This is a genomic window from Streptomyces corchorusii, assembly GCF_001514055.1.
Taxonomy (GTDB): Bacteria; Actinomycetota; Actinomycetes; order Streptomycetales; family Streptomycetaceae; genus Streptomyces; species Streptomyces olivaceoviridis.
The window spans coordinates 419,650-438,044 of the sequence record NZ_KQ948355.1; the positions used below are offsets into that span (position 1 = coordinate 419,650).

General features: G+C 75.5%; 8 protein-coding genes. All 8 read right to left on the reverse strand.

Annotated features, from left to right (window positions below; translation table 11 throughout):
* Window positions 1-108: 108 nt before the first annotated feature.
* Window positions 109-10,914 carry a type I polyketide synthase gene (locus tag AQJ11_RS14635; protein WP_059263336.1) on the reverse strand — a complete coding sequence of 3,602 codons (10,806 nt, stop codon included), beginning with the start codon at window positions 10,912-10,914 and terminating at the stop codon, window positions 109-111.
* Between the two features lie 82 nt (window positions 10,915-10,996).
* On the reverse strand, window positions 10,997-12,286 hold the full coding sequence (locus AQJ11_RS14640; protein ID WP_058079137.1) for a methylaspartate mutase: 1,290 nt from the start codon (window positions 12,284-12,286) through the stop codon (window positions 10,997-10,999).
* Window positions 12,283-12,735: a cobalamin B12-binding domain-containing protein gene (locus AQJ11_RS14645; RefSeq protein ID WP_041664935.1), complete on the reverse strand. Its 453-nt coding sequence runs from the start codon at window positions 12,733-12,735 to the stop codon at window positions 12,283-12,285. The genes AQJ11_RS14640 and AQJ11_RS14645 overlap by 4 nt, the downstream gene beginning before the upstream one ends.
* On the reverse strand, window positions 12,735-13,973 hold the full coding sequence (locus AQJ11_RS14650; RefSeq protein ID WP_059263337.1) for a type III PLP-dependent enzyme domain-containing protein: 1,239 nt from the start codon (window positions 13,971-13,973) through the stop codon (window positions 12,735-12,737). Before AQJ11_RS14650 ends, AQJ11_RS14645 begins: the two co-directional genes overlap by 1 nt.
* Complete coding sequence (locus AQJ11_RS14655) at window positions 13,970-15,496, reverse strand: class I adenylate-forming enzyme family protein (RefSeq protein ID WP_059263338.1); 1,527 nt, start codon at window positions 15,494-15,496, stop codon at window positions 13,970-13,972. Before AQJ11_RS14655 ends, AQJ11_RS14650 begins: the two co-directional genes overlap by 4 nt.
* Complete coding sequence (locus AQJ11_RS14660; protein ID WP_059263339.1) at window positions 15,493-17,055, reverse strand: amino acid adenylation domain-containing protein; 1,563 nt, start codon at window positions 17,053-17,055, stop codon at window positions 15,493-15,495. Before AQJ11_RS14660 ends, AQJ11_RS14655 begins: the two co-directional genes overlap by 4 nt.
* 25 nt (window positions 17,056-17,080) lie before the next feature.
* Complete coding sequence (locus AQJ11_RS14665) at window positions 17,081-17,332, reverse strand: phosphopantetheine-binding protein (RefSeq protein ID WP_014670529.1); 252 nt, start codon at window positions 17,330-17,332, stop codon at window positions 17,081-17,083.
* A gap of 26 nt (window positions 17,333-17,358) precedes the next feature.
* The gene (locus AQJ11_RS14670; RefSeq protein WP_059263340.1) at window positions 17,359-18,294 is read right to left on the reverse strand and encodes an ACP S-malonyltransferase; all 936 of its coding nucleotides are present in this window, start codon (window positions 18,292-18,294) and stop codon (window positions 17,359-17,361) included.
* Between the last annotated feature and the right edge of the window lie 101 nt (window positions 18,295-18,395).

Consider the following 18,395-nt stretch of genomic DNA (forward strand, 5'->3'; position numbering starts at 1 on the left):
GTCGGTGTCGCTCCCTGCTGGTTCGGCGGCGCTGGTGACGCGGTGGAGGTGCGCCGGTACGGGTGGCCCGGTGCCGGACCAGGCGCGTCGTCCGGCACCGGGGCGGGGTCACTGGGTGCCGCTGCGGTCGAGCGCGGCGCGCACCAGGTCGGCGACGGCCATGGACTTGATGTCCAGGGCGCGGTCGGCGGGGGCGGGGTCCGGGGCCCGCTCGGAGAGCTTCAACAGGCTGTCGAGCAGGCCGGCTTCCCGGATGCGGGCGACGGGGATGCGGGAGATCAGGGCGCGCAGTTCGTCGTCGCCGTGCGTGGCGGCCGGGGGTTCGGGGTCCGCGGTGTCCGGGAGGAGCCGCTGGAGGAGGTGGCCGGCGAGGGCCGCCGGGGTGGCGTAGTCGAAGATCAGCGTGGACGGCAGGCGCAGTCCGCAGACCGCGTTCAGCCGGTTGCGCAGTTCGACGGCGGCGAGCGAGTCGAAGCCCAGCTCGGTGAAGGCGCGGCGCGGCTCGACGGCGGCCGGTCCGGCGTGGCCGAGGACGGCGGCGACCTCGGTGCGGACCGCCTCCAGGACGGTGTGCTCGTGGTCGGCGGCGGGGAGCCCGGCCAGTCGCTCGCCCAGGGTGCGGGCCCGGTCGTCGCCGGCCTTGCGGGCGGTGGCGCCGGCCAGGGTCCGCAGTACGGCGGGAACGTCGTCGCCGCGCCGGCGCAGGGCCGCGGTGTCCAGCCGTACCGGTACCAGGGCGGGGCTGCCGGTGGCCACGGCGGCGTCGAACAGCTCCAGTCCCTCGTCCGGGTCGAGCGCGCCGATGCCGGAGCGTTCGATGCGCTGGATTCCGGCCTGGTCGAGGGCGGCGCCCATGCCGCCGCCGGACCACAGTCCCCAGGCGAGGGAGGTGGCGGGCAGGCCGAGCCCGGCGCGGTGGGCGGCCAGCGCGTCGAGGAAGGCGTTGGCGGCGGCGTAGTTGCCCTGGCCGGAGGCGTCGAGGGTGCCGGCGGCCGAGGAGAACAGCACGAAGCGGGACAGCTCCCGGTCCCGGGTGAGGTCGTGCAGGTGCCAGGCGGCGTCCGCCTTGGGCCGCAGTACGGTGTCCAGCCGCTCCGGCGTCAGCGAGGCCACCAGGCCGTCGTCCAGGACGCCGGCGGTGTGCACGACGCTGTCCACGGGGTGCGCGCTGAGCAGGGCGGCGAGCGCGGCGCGGTCGGACACGTCGCAGGCGACGATCTCGGCGTCGGCGCCCCGTTCCGCCAGGTCCGCGCGCAGGGCGGCGGCGCCGGGCGCGTCGGGCCCGCGGCGGCTGGTCAGCACCAGCCGGGTGACGCCGTGCCGGGTGGCCAGGTGGCGGGCAACGAGGGCGCCGAGTCCGCCGGTGCCGCCGGTGACGAGGACGGTGCCCCACGGTCGTTCCTGGGCCGGGGAGTCGTCGGCGCGCACCAGGCGCGGGGCGTGCGCGCGGCCGTCCCGCCAGCGGACCTCCGGCTCCCCGGAGTCGAGGAGGGCGGCGAGTGCGGCCCGGTCCGGTACGGGGCCGCCCTGACCGGTCCGTGCGACGAGCAGGATGCGGCCGGGGTCCTCGGCCTGCGCGGCCCGCACCAGGCCGTGCACGGCGGCGTCGGCGAGGCCGCCGCCGGTGAGCACCACCAGCACGGACCCGCTGTACCGTTCGTCGGCCGTCCAGGCCCGCAGGGTCCCAAGGGTGTGGCCGAGCACGGTCCGCACGGCGCCCGGCAGTCGCTCGCCGTCCGCGCGCGGCGCGGTGACGGGCAGGATCACCACGTCGGGCACCGAGGCGCCGAGCGCGTCCAGGCCGGTGTGGACGGGGACGCCGAGGCCGAGGTCGTCGTCGCCGAGGACCGCCCAGGTACGGCGGTCGGGGCGTCCGGCGGTCTCGGGCAGCGGTTCGTCGGTGACGGCGTAGAGGTGGCGCTGCCGCTGGGTGAGCCGGTCGGCGGTGACCGGCCGGGTGGCGTACGACGCGACGGTGGCGAGGGGCCGGCCCTCGCCGTCCGCGAGGTCGATGCGGGTGCCGTCGGTGCCGGGGGTGACGCGGACGCGGGCGGTGAGGCCGCCCCGGCCGTGCGGGGCGACGCCGGTCCAGGTGAAGGGCAGGGCGATGCCGTCGGTGCTCTGGTCCGGCTCGCCGTCCGCGAGGGACGTGACGTGCAGGGCGGAGTCCAGCAGGGCCGGGTGCAGGGTGTGCCGGGCGGCGTCCTGCCGTGCGGAGTCGGGGAGTTCGAGTTCGGCGAGGAGGCAGTCGCCGTGCCGCCAGGCGGCCTTGACGCCGCGGAAGACGGGGCCGTAGTCGTAGCCCTCGGCGTGCAGGCGCGGGTAGAGGCCGGTGACGTCGAGCGGGGTGGCGCCGGGCGGCGGCCAGGCGCCGGGCGCGGGCGGGGGTGCGGTGGCGGAGCCGGTGAGGGTGCCGGTGGCGTGCCGGGTCCAGCCCGCGTCCGCCGGGGCGTTCTCGGGGCGCGAGTGGATCTCGACGGTACCGTCGGGGCCGGTCGCGACCTGGAGGTGGAAGGCGGTGTCCGCGTCCAGCACCAGCGGGGCCTGGAGGGTCAGTTCCTCCACGACGGGGCGTCCGGTGAGACGTCCGGCGTGCAGGGCGAGGTCGACCAGCGCGGCACCGGGCACCAGGACCGTGCCCAGCACCGCGTGCTCGGCGAGGACCGGGTGGGTGGCGGTCGAGATCCGGCCGGTGAGCAGGACCCCGGCGTCGCCGGGCAGGTCCAGGCGGGCGCTGACCAGCGGGTGGCCGGCGGCGGCGAGCCCGTGTCCGGCGGCGTCGCCGACGGCGACGGCGGGCGTGGGCAGCCAGTACCGGCGGTGCTCGAAGGCGTAGGTGGGCAGTTCGACTGGGCGGCCCTCGTACGACGCGTAGAGCGCCGCCCAGTCGACGTCGAAGCCCCGGGTGTGCACGGTGGCCAGGGCGGCCAGCAGGCCGGGCACGGGGTCGGTGTCCTTCCGGCCGGCCGGGACGAACGCGGTGTCCTCGGCGTCCGGCAGGCAGTCGGGGCCCAGCGCGGTGAGCACGGGCACGGCCCCCAGTTCGAGGAAGGTGTCGGCGCCCTGCGCGGCCAGCGTGGTGACGGCGTCGGCGAAGCGCACGGTCTGCCGCACGTGCCGCACCCAGTAGTCGGCGGAGCCGAGTTCGGCGGCGCCGGCCGGTGCGCCGGTGAGGGTGGAGACGATCGGCACGGCCGGTTCGGCGGCCTCGATGCCGTTCATGACCTCCCGGAACGCGGCCAGCATGGGCTCCATGCGGGGTGAGTGGAAGGCGTGCGAGACGCGCAGCCGGCGGGTCGTCGTGAAGTGCGCGGCGACCTCGGTGACGGCGTCCTCGTCGCCCGAGACGACCACGGCGCGGGGGCCGTTGACGGCGGCGATCCCGCACCGTCCGTCCAGCAGCGCCGCCACCTCCTCCTCGGTGGCCTGTACGGCGGTCATCGCGCCGCCCTCGGGCAGCGCCTGCATGAGCCGGCCCCGGGCGGCGACCGCGGTGACGGCGTCCGCCAGCGACCACACGCCCGCGACGTGCGCGGCGGCGAACTCGCCGACGGAGTGGCCGGCCAGCCAGTCGGGGCGCAGCCCGAAGGACTCCAGCAGCCGGTAGAGCGCGACCTGGGTGGTGAACAGCGCGGCCTGGGTGTACGCGGTCTGCTCCAGGGGCTCCGGGTCGTCGCCGAAGACGACCTCGGCCAGGGGCCGTTCGAGGTGCTTGTCGAAGAGGGCGGCGGCGCGGTCGAAGTGCTCGGCGTAGACGGGGAAGGCGTCGTACCAGTCGCGGCCCATGCCGGGGCGCTGGGCGCCCTGGCCGGAGAACAGGTAGGCGAGCGTGCCGTCGGTGGCGGAGCCGGTGACGAGCAGCCCGGGTGCCTCGGTGCCGTGGGCCAGGGCGTCCAGCGCGGCGGCGGTCTGGTCGTCGCCGCCGGCGAGGAGCACGGCGCGGTGCGGGTGGGTGCCGCGGGTGGTGGCGAGGGCCAGGCCGAGGTCGGCCGCGGTCGTGCCGGTCAGTTCCCGCAGGCGCCGGGCCTGGCCGCGCAGGGCCTCGGGCGAGCGGGCGGAGACGGGCAGGGCGAGCACCGGCGGGGCGGTGGCGGGGTCCGGCTCGGCGGGCTCGGGCGGGGCGAACTCCTCCAGGATCACATGGGCGTTGGTGCCGCTGATCCCGAACGAGGACACTCCGGCGCGGCGCGGCCGGTCCGGGGCCGGCCACGGGCGCCGCTCGGTGAGCAGCCGTACCGCGCCCGCCTCCCAGTCGACCTGGGGGGACGGCGCGTCGACGTGCAGGGTCTTCGGCAGGACCCCGTTGCGCATCGCCATGACCATCTTGATGACGCCGGCGACGCCGGCGGCGGCCTGGGTGTGCCCCATGTTCGACTTGACGGAGCCGAGCCACAGCGGTTCGGCGCGGTCCTGGCCGTAGGTGGCGAGCAGCGCCTGCGCCTCGATCGGGTCGCCGAGGGTGGTGCCGGTGCCGTGTGCCTCGACGGCGTCGACGTCGGCGGGGCCGAGCCCGGCGGCGGCCAGCGCGGCGCGGATGACGCGCTGCTGGGAGGGGCCGTTGGGCGCGGTGAGGCCGTTGGAGGCACCGTCGGAGTTGACGGCGGAGCCGCGGACCACGGCCAGCACGCGGTGGCCGTTGCGGCGCGCGTCGGAGAGGCGTTCCACGACGAGCACGCCGGCGCCCTCGCCCCAGCCGGTGCCGTCGGCCGCGGCGGCGAAGGACTTGCAGCGGCCGTCGGCGGCCAGCCCGCGCTGCCGGGCGAAGTCGATGAACGTGTCCGGTGTCGACATGACGGTCACGCCGCCGACCAGGGCGAGGTCGCACTCGCCCTGCCGCAGCGCCTGGGCCGCCAGGTGCAGGGTGACCAGGGAGGAGGAGCAGGCCGTGTCGACGGTGACGGCGGGTCCCTCCAGGCCGAGGGCGTAGGCGACCCGGCCGGAGACGACGCTGCCGAGGCTGCCGTTGCCGAGGTAGGCGGCGAGGTCCTCGGGCACCTCGGCGAGCCAGGTGCCGTAGTCGTGGTACATGACGCCCGCGAACACGCCGGTACGGGAGCCGCGCAGCCGGTGCGGGTCGATGGCGGAGCGCTCCAGCGCCTCCCAGGACACCTCCAGGAGCAGCCGCTGCTGCGGGTCCATGGCGGTGGCCTCGCGGGGGCCGATGCCGAAGAAGCCGGCGTCGAACTCGGCCGCGTCGTACAGGAAGGCGCCCTGGCGGGTGTAGGTGCGGCCGGGGGTTCCCGGCTCGGGGTCGTACAGCGCCTCGGTGTCCCAGCCGCGGTCCGCCGGGAAATCACCGACCGCGTCGACGCCGTCGGCGACGAGCCGCCACAGGTCCTCCGGGGAGCGGACCCCGCCGGGGTAGCGGCAGCTCATGCCGACGATGGCGATCGGGTCGTCGTCCGGTGCGGTGCGGGTGGCGACGGCGGGGGTGTGCCGCGGGCCGGTGCCGAAGAGCGTGTCGCGGACGTGCTCGGCCAGGGCGCGGGAGGTGGGGTGGTCGAAGACGAGGGTGGCGGGCAGCCGCAGCCCGGTGGCGGTGTTCAGCCGGTTGCGCAGTTCCACGGCCGCCAGCGAGTCGAAGCCGAGGTCGGAGAAGGCCCGGCCGGGGTCGATGGCGGACGGCCCGTCGTGCCGGAGGACGGCCGCGACCTCGGTGCGCACCAGGTCGAGCAGGGCGCGGTCGCGGTCGGCGGCGGGCAGCGCCGCGAGCTGTCCGTCCGTGCCCGTGGCGGGTGGGGCGCTCGCGGCGGCGCGGCGGGCGACCGGGCGGACGAGGCCGGTCAGCAGCGGCGGTATGCCGTCGGGGCGGCGGCGTACGGCGGCGGCGTCGATCTCGACGGGGACGAGGTGGGGCGCGCGGGAACGGACGGCCGCGTCGAACAGCTCCAGGGAGCGGGCGGCGGACAGGCCGGGGATGCCGTAGGCCGCGATGCGCTCCCGGGCGGCCTCGTCCAGTGCGGCGCCCATGCCGCTGTCGATGTCCCACAGGCCCCAGGCGAGCGCGGTGGCGGGCAGGCCGAGGGCGGCGCGGTGCGCGGCGAGGGCGTCGAGGTAGGCGTTGGCGGCGGCGTAGTTGCCCTGGCCGGGGCCGTCGAGGACGGCGGCGAGGGAGGAGAACAGCACGAAGTGGGCGAGGTCGCGGTCCCGGGTCAGCTCGTGCAGGTGCCAGGCGCCCAGCGCCTTGGCGTGGAAGACCTCGTCCACCATCGCGTCGGTGAGGGTGTCCACGACGCCGTCGCGGACGGTGCCCGCCGCGTGCACGACGGAGTCGACGGGGTGCTCGGCGAGCAGGCGGCGCAGCGCCTCGCGGTCGCCCACGTCGCAGGCGGCCACGGTCACCTCGGCGCCGAGCGCGGTGAGTTCGGCGTGCAGGCCGGGGGCCGTGCCGCGGCGGCCGGCGAGCACCAGGCGGCGCACGCCGTGGGCGCGGACCAGGTGCAGGGCGAGCAGCGCGCCGAGGCCGCCGGTGCCGCCGGTGACGAGGACGGTGCCCCAGTCGGCGGTGGGTTCGTCCCCGGAGGGCAGGACGGTCAGCCGGGGCACGTCGAACCCGCCGTCGGCGAGGGACAGTTCGGGTTCGCCGGTGGCGAGGACCCGGCGCAGGTCGGCCTCGCCGGGCAGGTGCTCGTGCTCGACGAGGACGTACCGGCCGGGGTTCTCCGCCTGGGCGGACCGGACGAGGCCGCGGACGGCCGCGTGGGCGGGGCTGCCGGGCGGGGTGACGACGACGAGCCGGGTGCCGGCCAGCCGCTCGTCCTCCTGCCAGGTGCGCAGCAGCCGCAGGACGTGGTGGACGTGGGCGCGCGCCGCGGTGGCGTCGGCGTCCGCCGGGCCGGGCACGCGGTGCACGACGGCGTCCGGGGCGGGGCCGTCGAGCAGGGCGTCCACGGAGTCCGTGAGGACGGCGGTGCGCGGGGGTGGCGCGGTGGTCGCCGGTCGGGGGTACGGCGACCACCGCACCGCGTACAGGACGTCACCGTCCGGTACGGGACGGGAGGTCAGGGCCTCGATGTCGGCCACCGGGGCGCCGGTGGCGTCGGCGAGGCGCAGGGCGATGGTGTCGCCGCCGGCGCGGGTGATCTTCACGCGGAGGGCGGGGGCGCCGGTGGCGTGCAGGGTGACCCCGCTCCAGGCGAACGGCACCAGGACCTCGGGGCGCGGCGGGGCGTCGAGGTCGGCGGCGTGCAGGGCCGCGTCGAGCAGCGCCGGGTGCAGGCCGAACCGGGAGGCGTCGGTGGCGGCTTCCTCGGGCAGGGCGACCTCGGCGTAGACGTCGTCACCGTGCCGCCAGGCGGCGCGCAGGCCCTGGAAGGCGGGGCCGTACCCGTAGCCCTGGTCGGCGAGGTCCGCGTAGACGCCGGCGGTGTCGAGCGGGCGGGCGTCCCGCGGGGGCCACACGGTGAGGTCGGCCGTGGCGGCGGGGGCGGTGGTGGTGAGGACGCCTGCGGCGTGCTGGGTCCAGGGGGCGGCTTCGTCGGCGCGGGTGTGGACGGTGACGGGGCGGCGCCCGGCCTCGTCGGGTTCGCCGACGGCGACCTGGACGGCGACGTCCTCGTCGGCGCGCAGCACGAGCGGGGCGCCGAGGGTCAGTTCCTCCAGGGTGTGCGCGCCGACGTGCTCGCCGGCGCGCAGGGCGAGTTCGACGAAGGCGGTGCCGGGGAACAGCACCCGCCCGCCGATGACGTGGTCGGCGAGCCAGGGCTGGGTCCGGGTGGACAGCCGCCCGGTGAGGACGACGCCCTCGGCGCCGACGGCCACCACGGCGGCCAGCAGCGGGTGGCCGGCGGGGAGCTGGCCGAGGCCGGCGGCGTCGGTGGCGGCGCGCTGCTCCAGCCAGAAGCGGCGCCGCTGGAACGGGTAGGGCGGCAGGTCGATCCGGTGCCCGCCGAGGCCGGCGAAGTGCCGCCGCCAGTCGACGGGGACGCCCCGGGCGTGGGCGGCGGCGAGCGCGCCGACGGCCTCGCGGGCCTCGGGCCGCTCGCGCCGCAGCACCGGCAGGAAGGCGGTGCCGGGTGCGTCGGTGCAGTCGGGGCCCATGGCGGTCAGGACGGCGTCGGGGCCGACCTCCAGGAAGGTGCGGACCCCGGCGTCGGCGAGGGCGCGGACGGCGTCGTGGAAGCGGACCCGGGCGCGTACGTGCTCCACCCAGTACTCGGGGTCGCACAGCTCGGTGGTGACGGGCCCGCCGGTGACGGTGGAGACCACCGGCACTCTCGGCTCGGCGAAGTCGAGCACGTTCACCACGCGCCGGAATCCGTCCAGCATCGGTTCCATCAGCGGCGAATGGAAGGCGTGGCTGACCCGCAGCCGCTTGGTGTCGTGGCCGCGCGCGGCGAGTTCGGCGGCGATGCGCTCCACGTCGTCCGCGTCGCCGGACACCACGACGGAGGCGGGCCCGTTGACGGCGGCGATGCCGGTGCGCGGGGTGAGCAGCGGCGCCACCTCGTCCTCGGCGGCGCGTACGGCGACCATGGCGCCGCCCTCGGGCAGTCGCTGCATGAGCCGGCCACGGGCAGCGACCAGGATCGTCGCGTCCTGGAGGGTGAGCACGCCGGCCACGTGCGCGGCGGCAATCTCGCCGACGGAGTGCCCGGCGAGCTGGTCCGAGGTGAGGCCCCAGCTCTCCAGGAGCCGGTGGAGAGCGACCTCCACGGCGAACAGGGCGGGCTGCGCGTACTCGGTACGGTGCAGCAGCTCGGCCTCGGGAGTGCCGGGCGCGGCGAACAGGACGTCCGTGAGCGGCCGGGCGAGCTGGAGGTCGAAGTGGGCGCAGACGTCGTCCAGGGCGTCGGCGAACACCGGGTAGGCGGCGGCCAGTTCGCGGCCCATGCCGATCCGCTGGCTGCCCTGCCCGGTGAACAGGAAGGCCAGCTCGCCGTCGGCGCGCCCGGTGAGCGGGGTGACCCCGGAGGCCAAGTCCTCCAGCGCGGCGCGGAGTTCGTCGCGGTCGGCGGCGACGAGGACGGCCCGGTCGTCGAGGGCGGCCCGGGTGGTGGCCAGCGAGTGGGCGAGGTCCAGCGGGTCGGTCTCGTCCACGAGAGGCAGCAGATCAGCGGCACGGGCCCGCAGAGCGGCTCCGCCGCGAGCGGACAGGGCGAAGGGCAGGGGGGTGCCGGGGTCGGCGGTCCCGAGCACGGAGTCCGGGCGTACGGGGCCGCCGGCCGCACCGTCGGCCGCGTCTTCCGACCGCACCGGGAGACCGCCGGCCGCACCGCCGACCGCACCGTCGTCCGCGTCCTCCGGCCGCGCCGGGAGACCCGCGTCCGTGGGGTTCGGCTCCTCCAGGATGACGTGGGCGTTGGTTCCGCTGACGCCGAAGGACGACACGCCCGCTCGTCGGGCGCGGCCGGTGTGCGGCCAGGCGCGTTCCTCGGTGACGAGTTCCACGGCACCGGAGGACCAGTTGACGTTCGGGGTGGGGGCGTCGACGTGCAGGGTCGCCGGTACGCGGCCGTGCCGCATGGCGAGGATCGTCTTGATCAGGCCGGCGGCGCCGGCGGCGGCCTGGGTGTGCCCGAGGTTGGACTTGACCGAGCCCAGCAGCAGCGGGGCGTCGGCGGGCCGGCCCTGGCCGTAGGTGGCGAGGAGCGCGGTCGCCTCGATGGGGTCGCCGAGCCGGGTGCCGGTGCCGTGCGCCTCGACCACGTCGACGTCGGCGGCGGTGAGGCCGGCGTCGGCGAGCGCCCGGCGGATCAGCCGCTGCTGGGAGGTGCCGTTGGGCGCGGTCAGGCCGTTGGAGGCGCCGTCCTGGTTGACGGCCGAGCCGCGCACGAGGGCCAGGACGCGGTGCCCGTTGCGGCGCGCGTCGCTCAGCCGCTCCAGGACGAGCACGCCGACGCCCTCGGCGAATCCGGTGCCGTCCGCGGCGGCGGCGAACGCCTTGCAGCGGCCGTCGGGCGCGAGGCCCCGCTGCCGGCTGAAGGCGGTGAACACACCGGGACCGCCCATGACCGCGACACCGCCCGCGAGCGCGAGCGAGGACTCGCCCTGCCGCAGCGAGCGGCAGGCCAGGTGGACGGCGACCAGGGAGGCGGAGCACGCGGTGTCGACGGTGACGGCCGGCCCTTCGGCGCCCAGCACGTAGGCGACGCGGCCGGAGATGACACTGTTCGCGTTCCCGGCGAGCAGGTAGGCGTCGAGCCCGTCCGGGGCGTCGTGCAGGCGCGGCCCGTACTCCTGCACCTCGGCGCCGAAGAACATCCCGGCCGGCGTGCCGCGCAGCCCCGTGGGGTCGATGCCGGCGTCCTCCAGGGCCTGCCAGGACGTCTCCAGGACGAGCCGCTGCTGCGGGTCCATGCCGAGCGCCTCGCGCGGGCTGATGCCGAAGAAGTCGGCGTCGAACTCGGTGGCGGTGTCGAGGAATCCGCCGCTGCGGACGTAGGCGCTGCCGGGTACCTCGGGGTCCTCGTCGAAGAGGGCGTCCAGGTCCCAGCCACGGTCCCGCGGGAAGCCGGACAGCACCTCGCCGCCCTCGGTGAGCAGCCGCCACAGGTCGGCGGGCGAGGAGATGCCGCCGGGGAAGCGGCAGCCGATGCCGACGACCGCGACGGGTTCGTCGGCGCTGCCGTCAGCGGCCGGCTCGTCGGGGACGTCGGCCCCGCCGTGGACCTCGGCGAGCAGCCGGGCCGCCAGGTCGTGCACGGTCGGGCAGTCGTAGGCGACACCGACCGGCAGGTCGAGCCCGGTCCGCTCGGTCAGCCGCCGGTGCAGGTCGACGGCGGCGAGCGAGTCGAGTCCCTGCGCGGCGAACGGGGCGGCCGGGTCGAGGGTGTCCACCGTGCCCGGCCGGGCCGCTTCAATCGCCTCGGTCACGGCGGTGCGCACCAGTTCGGTCACCAGCCTGCGGTGCTGGGACGGTACGGCCGTGGCGAGCCGTCGCGCCAGAGCTGAGTCGGTTCCGGGCCCGTTCATCCACGCATCTCCACTTTCGGCCGACACCGGTTTTCCTCACCTTTTTCCACACCGTAGTGACGGCCCCGGAAAGGCCACACCCTTAAGCACCCCTAGGGGCCGGCAACGCGACCGGCCATGTGTCGTCGGGGTCGTGCCGGTCGAACGAACGGCGTACATACGACAGCGAGTCGAGCAGATCCGCGGAGGTGATGGCCCGGGCCGGGCGTACGTCGGCGACACCGTCCAGCGGCATCCTTCCGATGTCGGCCCAGCACAGCCGGCCGTCCGCGGCGATATAACTCCGGCTGAATCCGGCGTTGTCCGGATGCAGACAGTAGGGAACGTCGAGATATCCCTTGGCGAACGCCGTGAGCAGCGCGGCGCCGAGGTCGTCGTCCAGTTCCAGCACGGCGTTCACCAGCGCCGACGCCTCGGCGTAGGTCTGGGTGCCGGTGCCGTCGAGTGGGGCGCGCGGCGTGCGCGCGGCGACGGCCGCGGCATGTTCGAGGGCGGCGACGTTCTCGGCGACCGACGGAATGCGGCGGGATTCCGCGACGGTTTTCACGATGAGCCGTTCGGAGCCGGTGGCGGCGGCGAGTTCCGCCGCTTTCCCGAGCAGCCGGTAGGCGCCTTCCTCGGTTTCCGGGAACAGTCCCATGTAGGCGTAGACGACGACGTGCCATTCGGTGTCCGGCAGCAGTCGCGCGCACAGGCTGCGCAACGCGGCCACCGCTTCGGCGTCCTGGCGCGGGTCGGTCTGCTGCGCGTAACTCAGCGAAATGCTCCGGATGCCGTGCCGGCGGAAGAACAGCGCCTCCAGCACGCTGACGGCGACGAGCAGGGCGGGCGGGCAGAGCTGGCCGAGGACGCAGCCGCCGAAGGTCTCCAGGTGCGGTTCGGCTCCCGATTCCCGCCCTGCGGCGAGCAGTTCGCAGGAGGCGGCCCAGTGGGCGACGGACTCGCGCAGCGGGACCCGGCCGTAGGGCAGGCAGTAGGAGACCGGTCCGCCCTCGGAGGCGTCGAGGCCGACGGCCGTCAACGCCCGGAAGATGTCCTCCGGCGCGGCCGAGCCGTGCCGGACCTGGACCGGGAAGTCGGGGCCGTGGATCCCGTCGAGGACGTTCAGGGTGGTGGTCGTCTCGTGGCTCACGATCGGGTAGCCGTTGAGGGCGACGCCCTCCAGGACGGCCAGTTCGGCCGACTCCAGGTCGCCGACCCGGGTGTAGCTGTCCAGGGTGATCGTGCCGACGGTGGTCGCCGCGGCGCCCTTCGTGGCGAGCAGCCCGGCCCGCATCCGTTCCGGACTGCTCATCCCCATCCGGGGCTGGACCACCAGGTGGCCGGCGTCGTGAGCCCGGCGCACGAACGCGCCGAACCCGACGCCGGTCACACCAGGGCCCGCTGCGGCAGCGTGTCGAGCATCCGCCGGAAGGCGGCGACGCCCTCGGCGCTGTCGTCGAACACCGCGTCGTAGCCGGCGGCGCGCAGCGCGGCCACCTCGTCGCCGCCGCAGGGCCCGGCGATGCCGAGCTTGCCGCCGATGACGGCGGGCACACCGGCGAGCTCCGGGTGTTCGCGCAGCCGGGTGACGGTGCGCATGCCGTCGTGGTAGCCGTGGCCGTTGACGCTGCTGATCACGATGAGGGCCGGGCGGTGCGCGAGGGCTTCGGCGATGAGCAGGTCCTCGGGGACGCAGGGGCCGAGGTTGACCACGCGGTGCCCGTGCTCCTGAAGCAGGAGCTGGAGGTAGACGAGGTTCCAGGTGTGGGAGTCGGAGATGCCGCCGGCCACGAGCACGGGCTGGTCGCCGGGGGCGGGGGCGGTCGGGAAGGGGCTCATCACAGGGCCTGTCCGTGGTCGTAGGTGCGGGTGTGCCGGATGCGGGAGACGGAGACGAGGGTGTCGCCGCGGACGACGATCTCGGCGGGGGCGGGCCGGCCGAGGAACATCAGCAGGCTGGCCGTGGGTCCGTAGGCGCCGGCGTTGGGCACGGTGAGCAGGTCGCCCGGTGCGAGCTCGGGCAGCGGGACGTTCCGGCCGAGCAGGTCGCCCGGGGTGCACAGCGGCCCGGCGAGGCTGGCGGGGGTGCCGTCCGCGCCGACGGACTCGTGCGGCTCGACGGACACGGGCAGGATGCGGCCGAGTCCGGACATGCCGCCGAAGGTGTTGATGCCGGCGTCGAGGACGAGGTAGCGGGTGTCGCGGCTGTCCTTGACGTTGACGACGGAGGTGAGCAGGGTGCCGCTGTCGGCGACCAGGTAGCGGCCCGACTCGCAGGCGATCCGCGGGGCGCCGTCCCGCCAGCCGGGGAAGTGCTCGTCCAGGGTCTCGGCGAGGGCGTCGCGGAGCCCGCCGTAGACGGGCCGCTCGCCCTGCACGGCGTAGGGCGCGGCGAACCCGCCGCCGATGTCGAGGAAGCGGAAGGTGACGCCGAGGGCGTCCTGGAGGGCGGCGGCGGTGGCGACGGTGTGGCGGAACTCGGCGACGAGGCTGGCCTCGTCCTTGGCGTTGCTCAGCGGGAAGAAGTGGAGTCCGGCGATGCTGGTGCCGGGGACCTCGCGCAGTGCGGCGGCGAGGCCGGGCAGGGTCTCGCTGTCGAAGCCGAACTGCGAGGGGACGCCGGTCATGCGGATGCTGGTGGCGGCTGCGCCGGTGGCGTTGTTGACCCGGATCAGGCAGTCGGCGGTGAGGCCGAGTTCGAGCGCTGTCTCGCCGACGCGGCAGAGGTCGCCGTAGGACTCGGTGGAGAACAGGCGGACGCCGCGCGTCAGCGCCTCGGTCAGTTCCCCGGTGGTCTTGCCGGGGCCGGTGTAGAGGATGCGGTCGCCGGGGAAGCCGGCCCGCAGGGCGGCGTCGAGTTCGCCGACGGAGCTGATCTCGGCGCGGCAGCCGCGGGCGCCGCCGCAGCGCAGTTCGCGCAGGACTTCGGGGTGCGGGTTGGCCTTGGCGGCGTAGAACACCTCGACCTCGTCGGGCAGCGCGGCGAACAGGTCGTCGCGGGCCGCCGCCACCCGGTCCAGGTCGTACACGTAGGACGGGGTGCCGAAGCGTTCGGCCAGCTCGGTGGGGCCGGTCACGGGGTGGTTCCTTCCAGGAGGCGGGCGAGCTGCTTGCGGTCGTGCTTGCCGTGCGGGGTCAGCGGCAGCTCGGCCACGACGCGGCTCACGCCGGGCACCTTGGCGGGCTCAAGCCGCAGGGACAGCTCCTTGAGCAGGGCGTGCGGGTCGATGTCGCCCTCGGCGAACACCGCGAGGTCGCGGCCGGGGGCGGGCGGCAGCACGGCGGCGGCGCGGACGCCGGGGACGTCGGTGGCGGCGCTCTCGATCTCGGTGGTGCTCATGCGCACGCCCTTGTGCTTGAACATGTCGTCGCGGCGGCCCTCGTAGTACAGGAAGCCGTCCTCGTCCACGTGGCCGAAGTCGCCGGTGTGCAGCCGCAGTCCGCCGCCGGGGGCGGGGCGGAAGGCGCGTGCGGTCTGTTCCGGCGCGCGCCAGTAGCCGGGCATGACGTGCGGGCCCTCGACCACGATCTCGCCGGTCTGCCAGGGCGGCAGCGCGTTGCCCTCGTCGTCCACGACGTAGGCGCGGGTGCCGGGCAGCGGGCGGCCGACCGAGTCCGGTTTGGCGTCCTGGTGGGCCGGCGGCAGTACGGAGACGCGCTTGCACTCGGTCTGCCCGAACTGGATGACCACCTCCGCGCCGGGGAACGCGCCGCGCAGTCCGTCGGCGGTGGACTTCGGCAGCGCGGCACCGGTGTTGGTGAACATGCGCACCCGGGACTCCCGGCCGGGTTCGCGTTCGGCGAGGGCGCAGATCATCGTGGCCAGGGACGGCACGATGGGGACGATGGTGGCGCCGGTCTCGCGGATGCGGCGCAGCAGCACCAGGTCGGACTCGCCGTCGGCGAGCACGATCTCGCAGCGGCCGGCCGCGGTGAGCAGCACCTTGTACAGGCCGTAGTCCCAGGAGATGGGGAAGCGGCAGAACACCACGTCGTCGGGGCGGTAGCCGAGTTCCAGGTTGATGGCCTCAGTGGCGAAGACCATCCGGCCGTGCGGGCAGATGACCGCCTTGGGGGCGGCGGTGGAGCCGGAGGTGTAGACGAGGACGGCGATGTCCTCGGGGTCGACGTCCGCTCCGCCGGTGCGCGCCCCCCGCACCCGCAGCGCGGTGATCTCCCGCCACGCCTCGCCGAGGCCGAGGACCGGGACGCCGCCGGCGAGGGCGGTGATCCGCTCGACGGCGGGATCGGTGACGACGACCAGCGCGGGGTCGGCGTTCTCGGCGACCGACCGCAGGTGGTAGTCCTTCATGCCGGTGTTGACGGGGACCAGGACGGCGCCCCGGCGCGCGGTGCCGTACAGCAGCGCGACCAGTTCGCGGGTGCTGGGCAGCTGGACGAGGACCCGGTCGCCGTGGCCGATGCCGCGCTCTTCCAGCCAGGCGTCGACGGCGTGGCTGTGGGCGGCGAGTTCCCGGTAGGTCCAGCGGCCCGTGCCGTCGGTGACCGCCGGGGCGTCGGGGCGCTCGGCGGTGGCCTCGTCGAGCAGGTCGTGGACCCGGGCGTCGGTGCGGGCCTGCGCTGTCGGTTGACCGTTCACTGCGACTCCTGCCGCCTTTCGTGTGTGCGTCCCGCCCCGGTGGCCTGCCGCATGGCCGTGGCCCGGGAGGCGAGCTTCCTGCGGTCGGTCTTGCGGTTGGAGTTGAGCGGGAGCGCGTCCAGGTGGTGGTAGGCACGCGGGACGACCCCGGCCGGCAGCAGCTCCCGCAGGTGCCTGGCGAGCCGGGCGGGTGGCACGGGCTCGCCGGTGTGGAAGACGGCCAGCTCCACCGTGCCGTCCACGGGCACCGCCACGGTGACGGCGTCCTCGACGCCCGGGCAGGTACGCGCGGCGGCGTCCACCTCGGCGAGTTCCACCCGCACCCCGTGCACCTGGACCTGGGCGTCCTGCCGGCCCAGGTAGAGCCAGCCGCCGTCACCGGCGCGCCGGACGCGGTCGCCGGTGCGGTAGAAGCGGTGGCCGTCGTGGTGCAGGAACCGTCCGGTGTCGTCGGCCGGGTCGAGGTAGCCGGGGGTCAACTGGAGTCCGGCGACGCACAGTTCGCCCTCGTCCCCGGCGGTGGGCGTGCCGGAGGGGTCCAGCAGGAGCGTCGTGTGGCCGGGGTGGACGGCGCCGATGGGCACCATGTCGTTCAGGTACCGGCCCGGCGTCCAGCGGTGCGCGGTGACGGTGATGGTGAGTTCGGTGGGGCCGTACAGGTTCTCCAGGGTCGCGCCCGGCGCGGCGGCGGCCCAGTCCTCGGCGTCCTTGCAGCTGAGCGCCTCCCCCGCGAAGAAGCTCCAGCGCAGCGACGGCAGCGCGCCCGGCCCGAGCCCGCCGGTGCGGCGCACCAGGGTGATCGCGCTGGGCGTGGAGAACCACACGGTCATCCGCTGCTCGGCCACGAACTCCGGCAGGTGCGCGTACGCCCGCGCCGGGACCGGTACGACGGCGGCGCCGGCGCCCCAGGCGCAGAACAGGTCGAACATCGCGCAGTCGAAGTTGAGGTCGAAGGTCTGCGAGAAGACGTCGTGCGGCCCGAAGTCGTAGCGCTCGTCGAGCAGGCGGAAGTAGTGCGCGGTGTTGGCGTGGGTGACCGGGACGCCCTTGGGCCGGCCGGTGGAGCCGGAGGTGAACAGCACGTAGGCGATGTCGCAGGGCCGGGCCGGCAGGGGCGCCTTCAGGGTGCTGTCCGGGTCGACGGCGAGCGCCGGCATGGGGTGCCCGCCGGGCGCGAACAGGGTCGGCAGGGTGACGCCGGCCTCGTGCAGGGCGGTCAGGGCGGGCAGGGCCTCGTCGTCGGCGAGCAGCGCGCCGACCCCGGCGGCCTCGATCATCTGCCGGGTGCGGGCGGCGGGGAAGGCCGGCTGGAGGGGGACGACGGTGAGGCCGCTGTACAGGCCGGCCAGCAGGGCCGCGTACGCCGTGGGTCCCTTGCCGGCCAGCACCCCCACGGCGGGCTGCCGCCCGGGGAACCCGGCCAGCAGCGAGCCGGCCAGGAGCAGGGCGCGTTCGTGCAGTTCGCGGTAGGTGAGCTCGACGCCGTCGGCGCGCAGCGCGGGCCGGTCCGGGGCGAGGGCCAGGCCGCGCGCGAACCGGGCGGACAGCGTGCCGTCCATGGTGGGGTCCACGGTGGCCGTCCCGTCAGCTCGCGGTGCTCTGGAGCATGCCCCGCACGGTGTCCCACAGCACGCCGGCGGTGCGGAAGGTGTCCATGGTCAGCGCGCTGTCGCGGAAGCGGACCTGGTAGTCCTCCTCCAGCGTGCCGAGGAGCTGGACGGTGCCGAGCGAGTCCAGGCCGAGGTCCTTCAGGTCGGTTTCCGGCGTCAGCTCCTCCTGCGGCGGAAGGAACGGCAGGAAGGGGCGGAGTATCTGTTCGAACCGGTCGTCCCACATGGGTGCCTCCAACGTGTCGGGCGGGGTCAGGCGGCGCGCGAGCGGCGCCGGGGGGTCATCGCCAGCCGCGGTTGCGCGGCGACGACGTCGAACTGGCGGATCGTGCGGGGAACCCGGCCGAAGAGGCTGTCGGGCCCGGCGACGCACAGGCGGCGGACGCCGGCCTCCTTGAGGGCCGTGGTGACGCTCGGCCAGTCCATCGGGTGGTCGAAGCCGTCGAGCAGCATGGTGCGCAGTTCCTCGCCGGTGTGCAGGAGCCTGCCGTCCTGGTCGGCGACGACGGGCAGCCGGGGGTCGGCGAAGGTGTAGCGGGACACCACCTCGCGCGCGGCCTTGTCGCGCAGCGACCGGAACGCCGAGGCGTGCATGGGGGGCCGCATGGTGTACAGCGGGAGGCTGCCGATGGCGCGCAGCCGCTCCTGCATCCACTCCACGCGGCGCTCGGACAGGGAGACCATGTAGAAGCCGTCGTCGACGTGGCAGGAGATCTCGTGCCACTCCCCCGCCGCGTCGAGGTCGGCGAGGATCGCGTCGAGCCCGTCGCGCGGGGCGCGGACGAAGGACAGGGTCACCTTGTCCCGGTGCTCCTCGGCGAAGTACTCCTCCAGGCAGCGGGCGATCTCGGCGGTCAGGCGGACCGCGTCGGGCAGCTCCAGGGCGCCGGTCCAGGCGAGGGCGGCCTTCTCGCCGAAGCTGGGCCCGGCGACGATGTCGGGTTCCACGCCGAGGTGGTCCCGGGCCCAGTGGGCGCAGGCCAGGCAGTTGACGAAGAAGGCGACCTGGGCGGCCTCGGAGTAGTCGCCCGGGGAGGTCCGGAAGGCGTCCACGAGCGAGTAGCCGAGCGCTTCGTCGGCGACGGCGACCAGGTCCCGGGCGAAGGGGTTGGCCACCATGAACCTGCCGACCTCGGCGAACGGGACGGGGCCCATGCCGGGGAAGACGAGCGCGGTGTCGTGTGCCATGGCGGGTTCCCCGCCCCCTTTCACGGACTCGTGGATGTCAGCGGCTCTCGTGGACGTCAGCGGGGCCTCGGGACGTCGGCCGATTCCGTGGACGTCAGCGG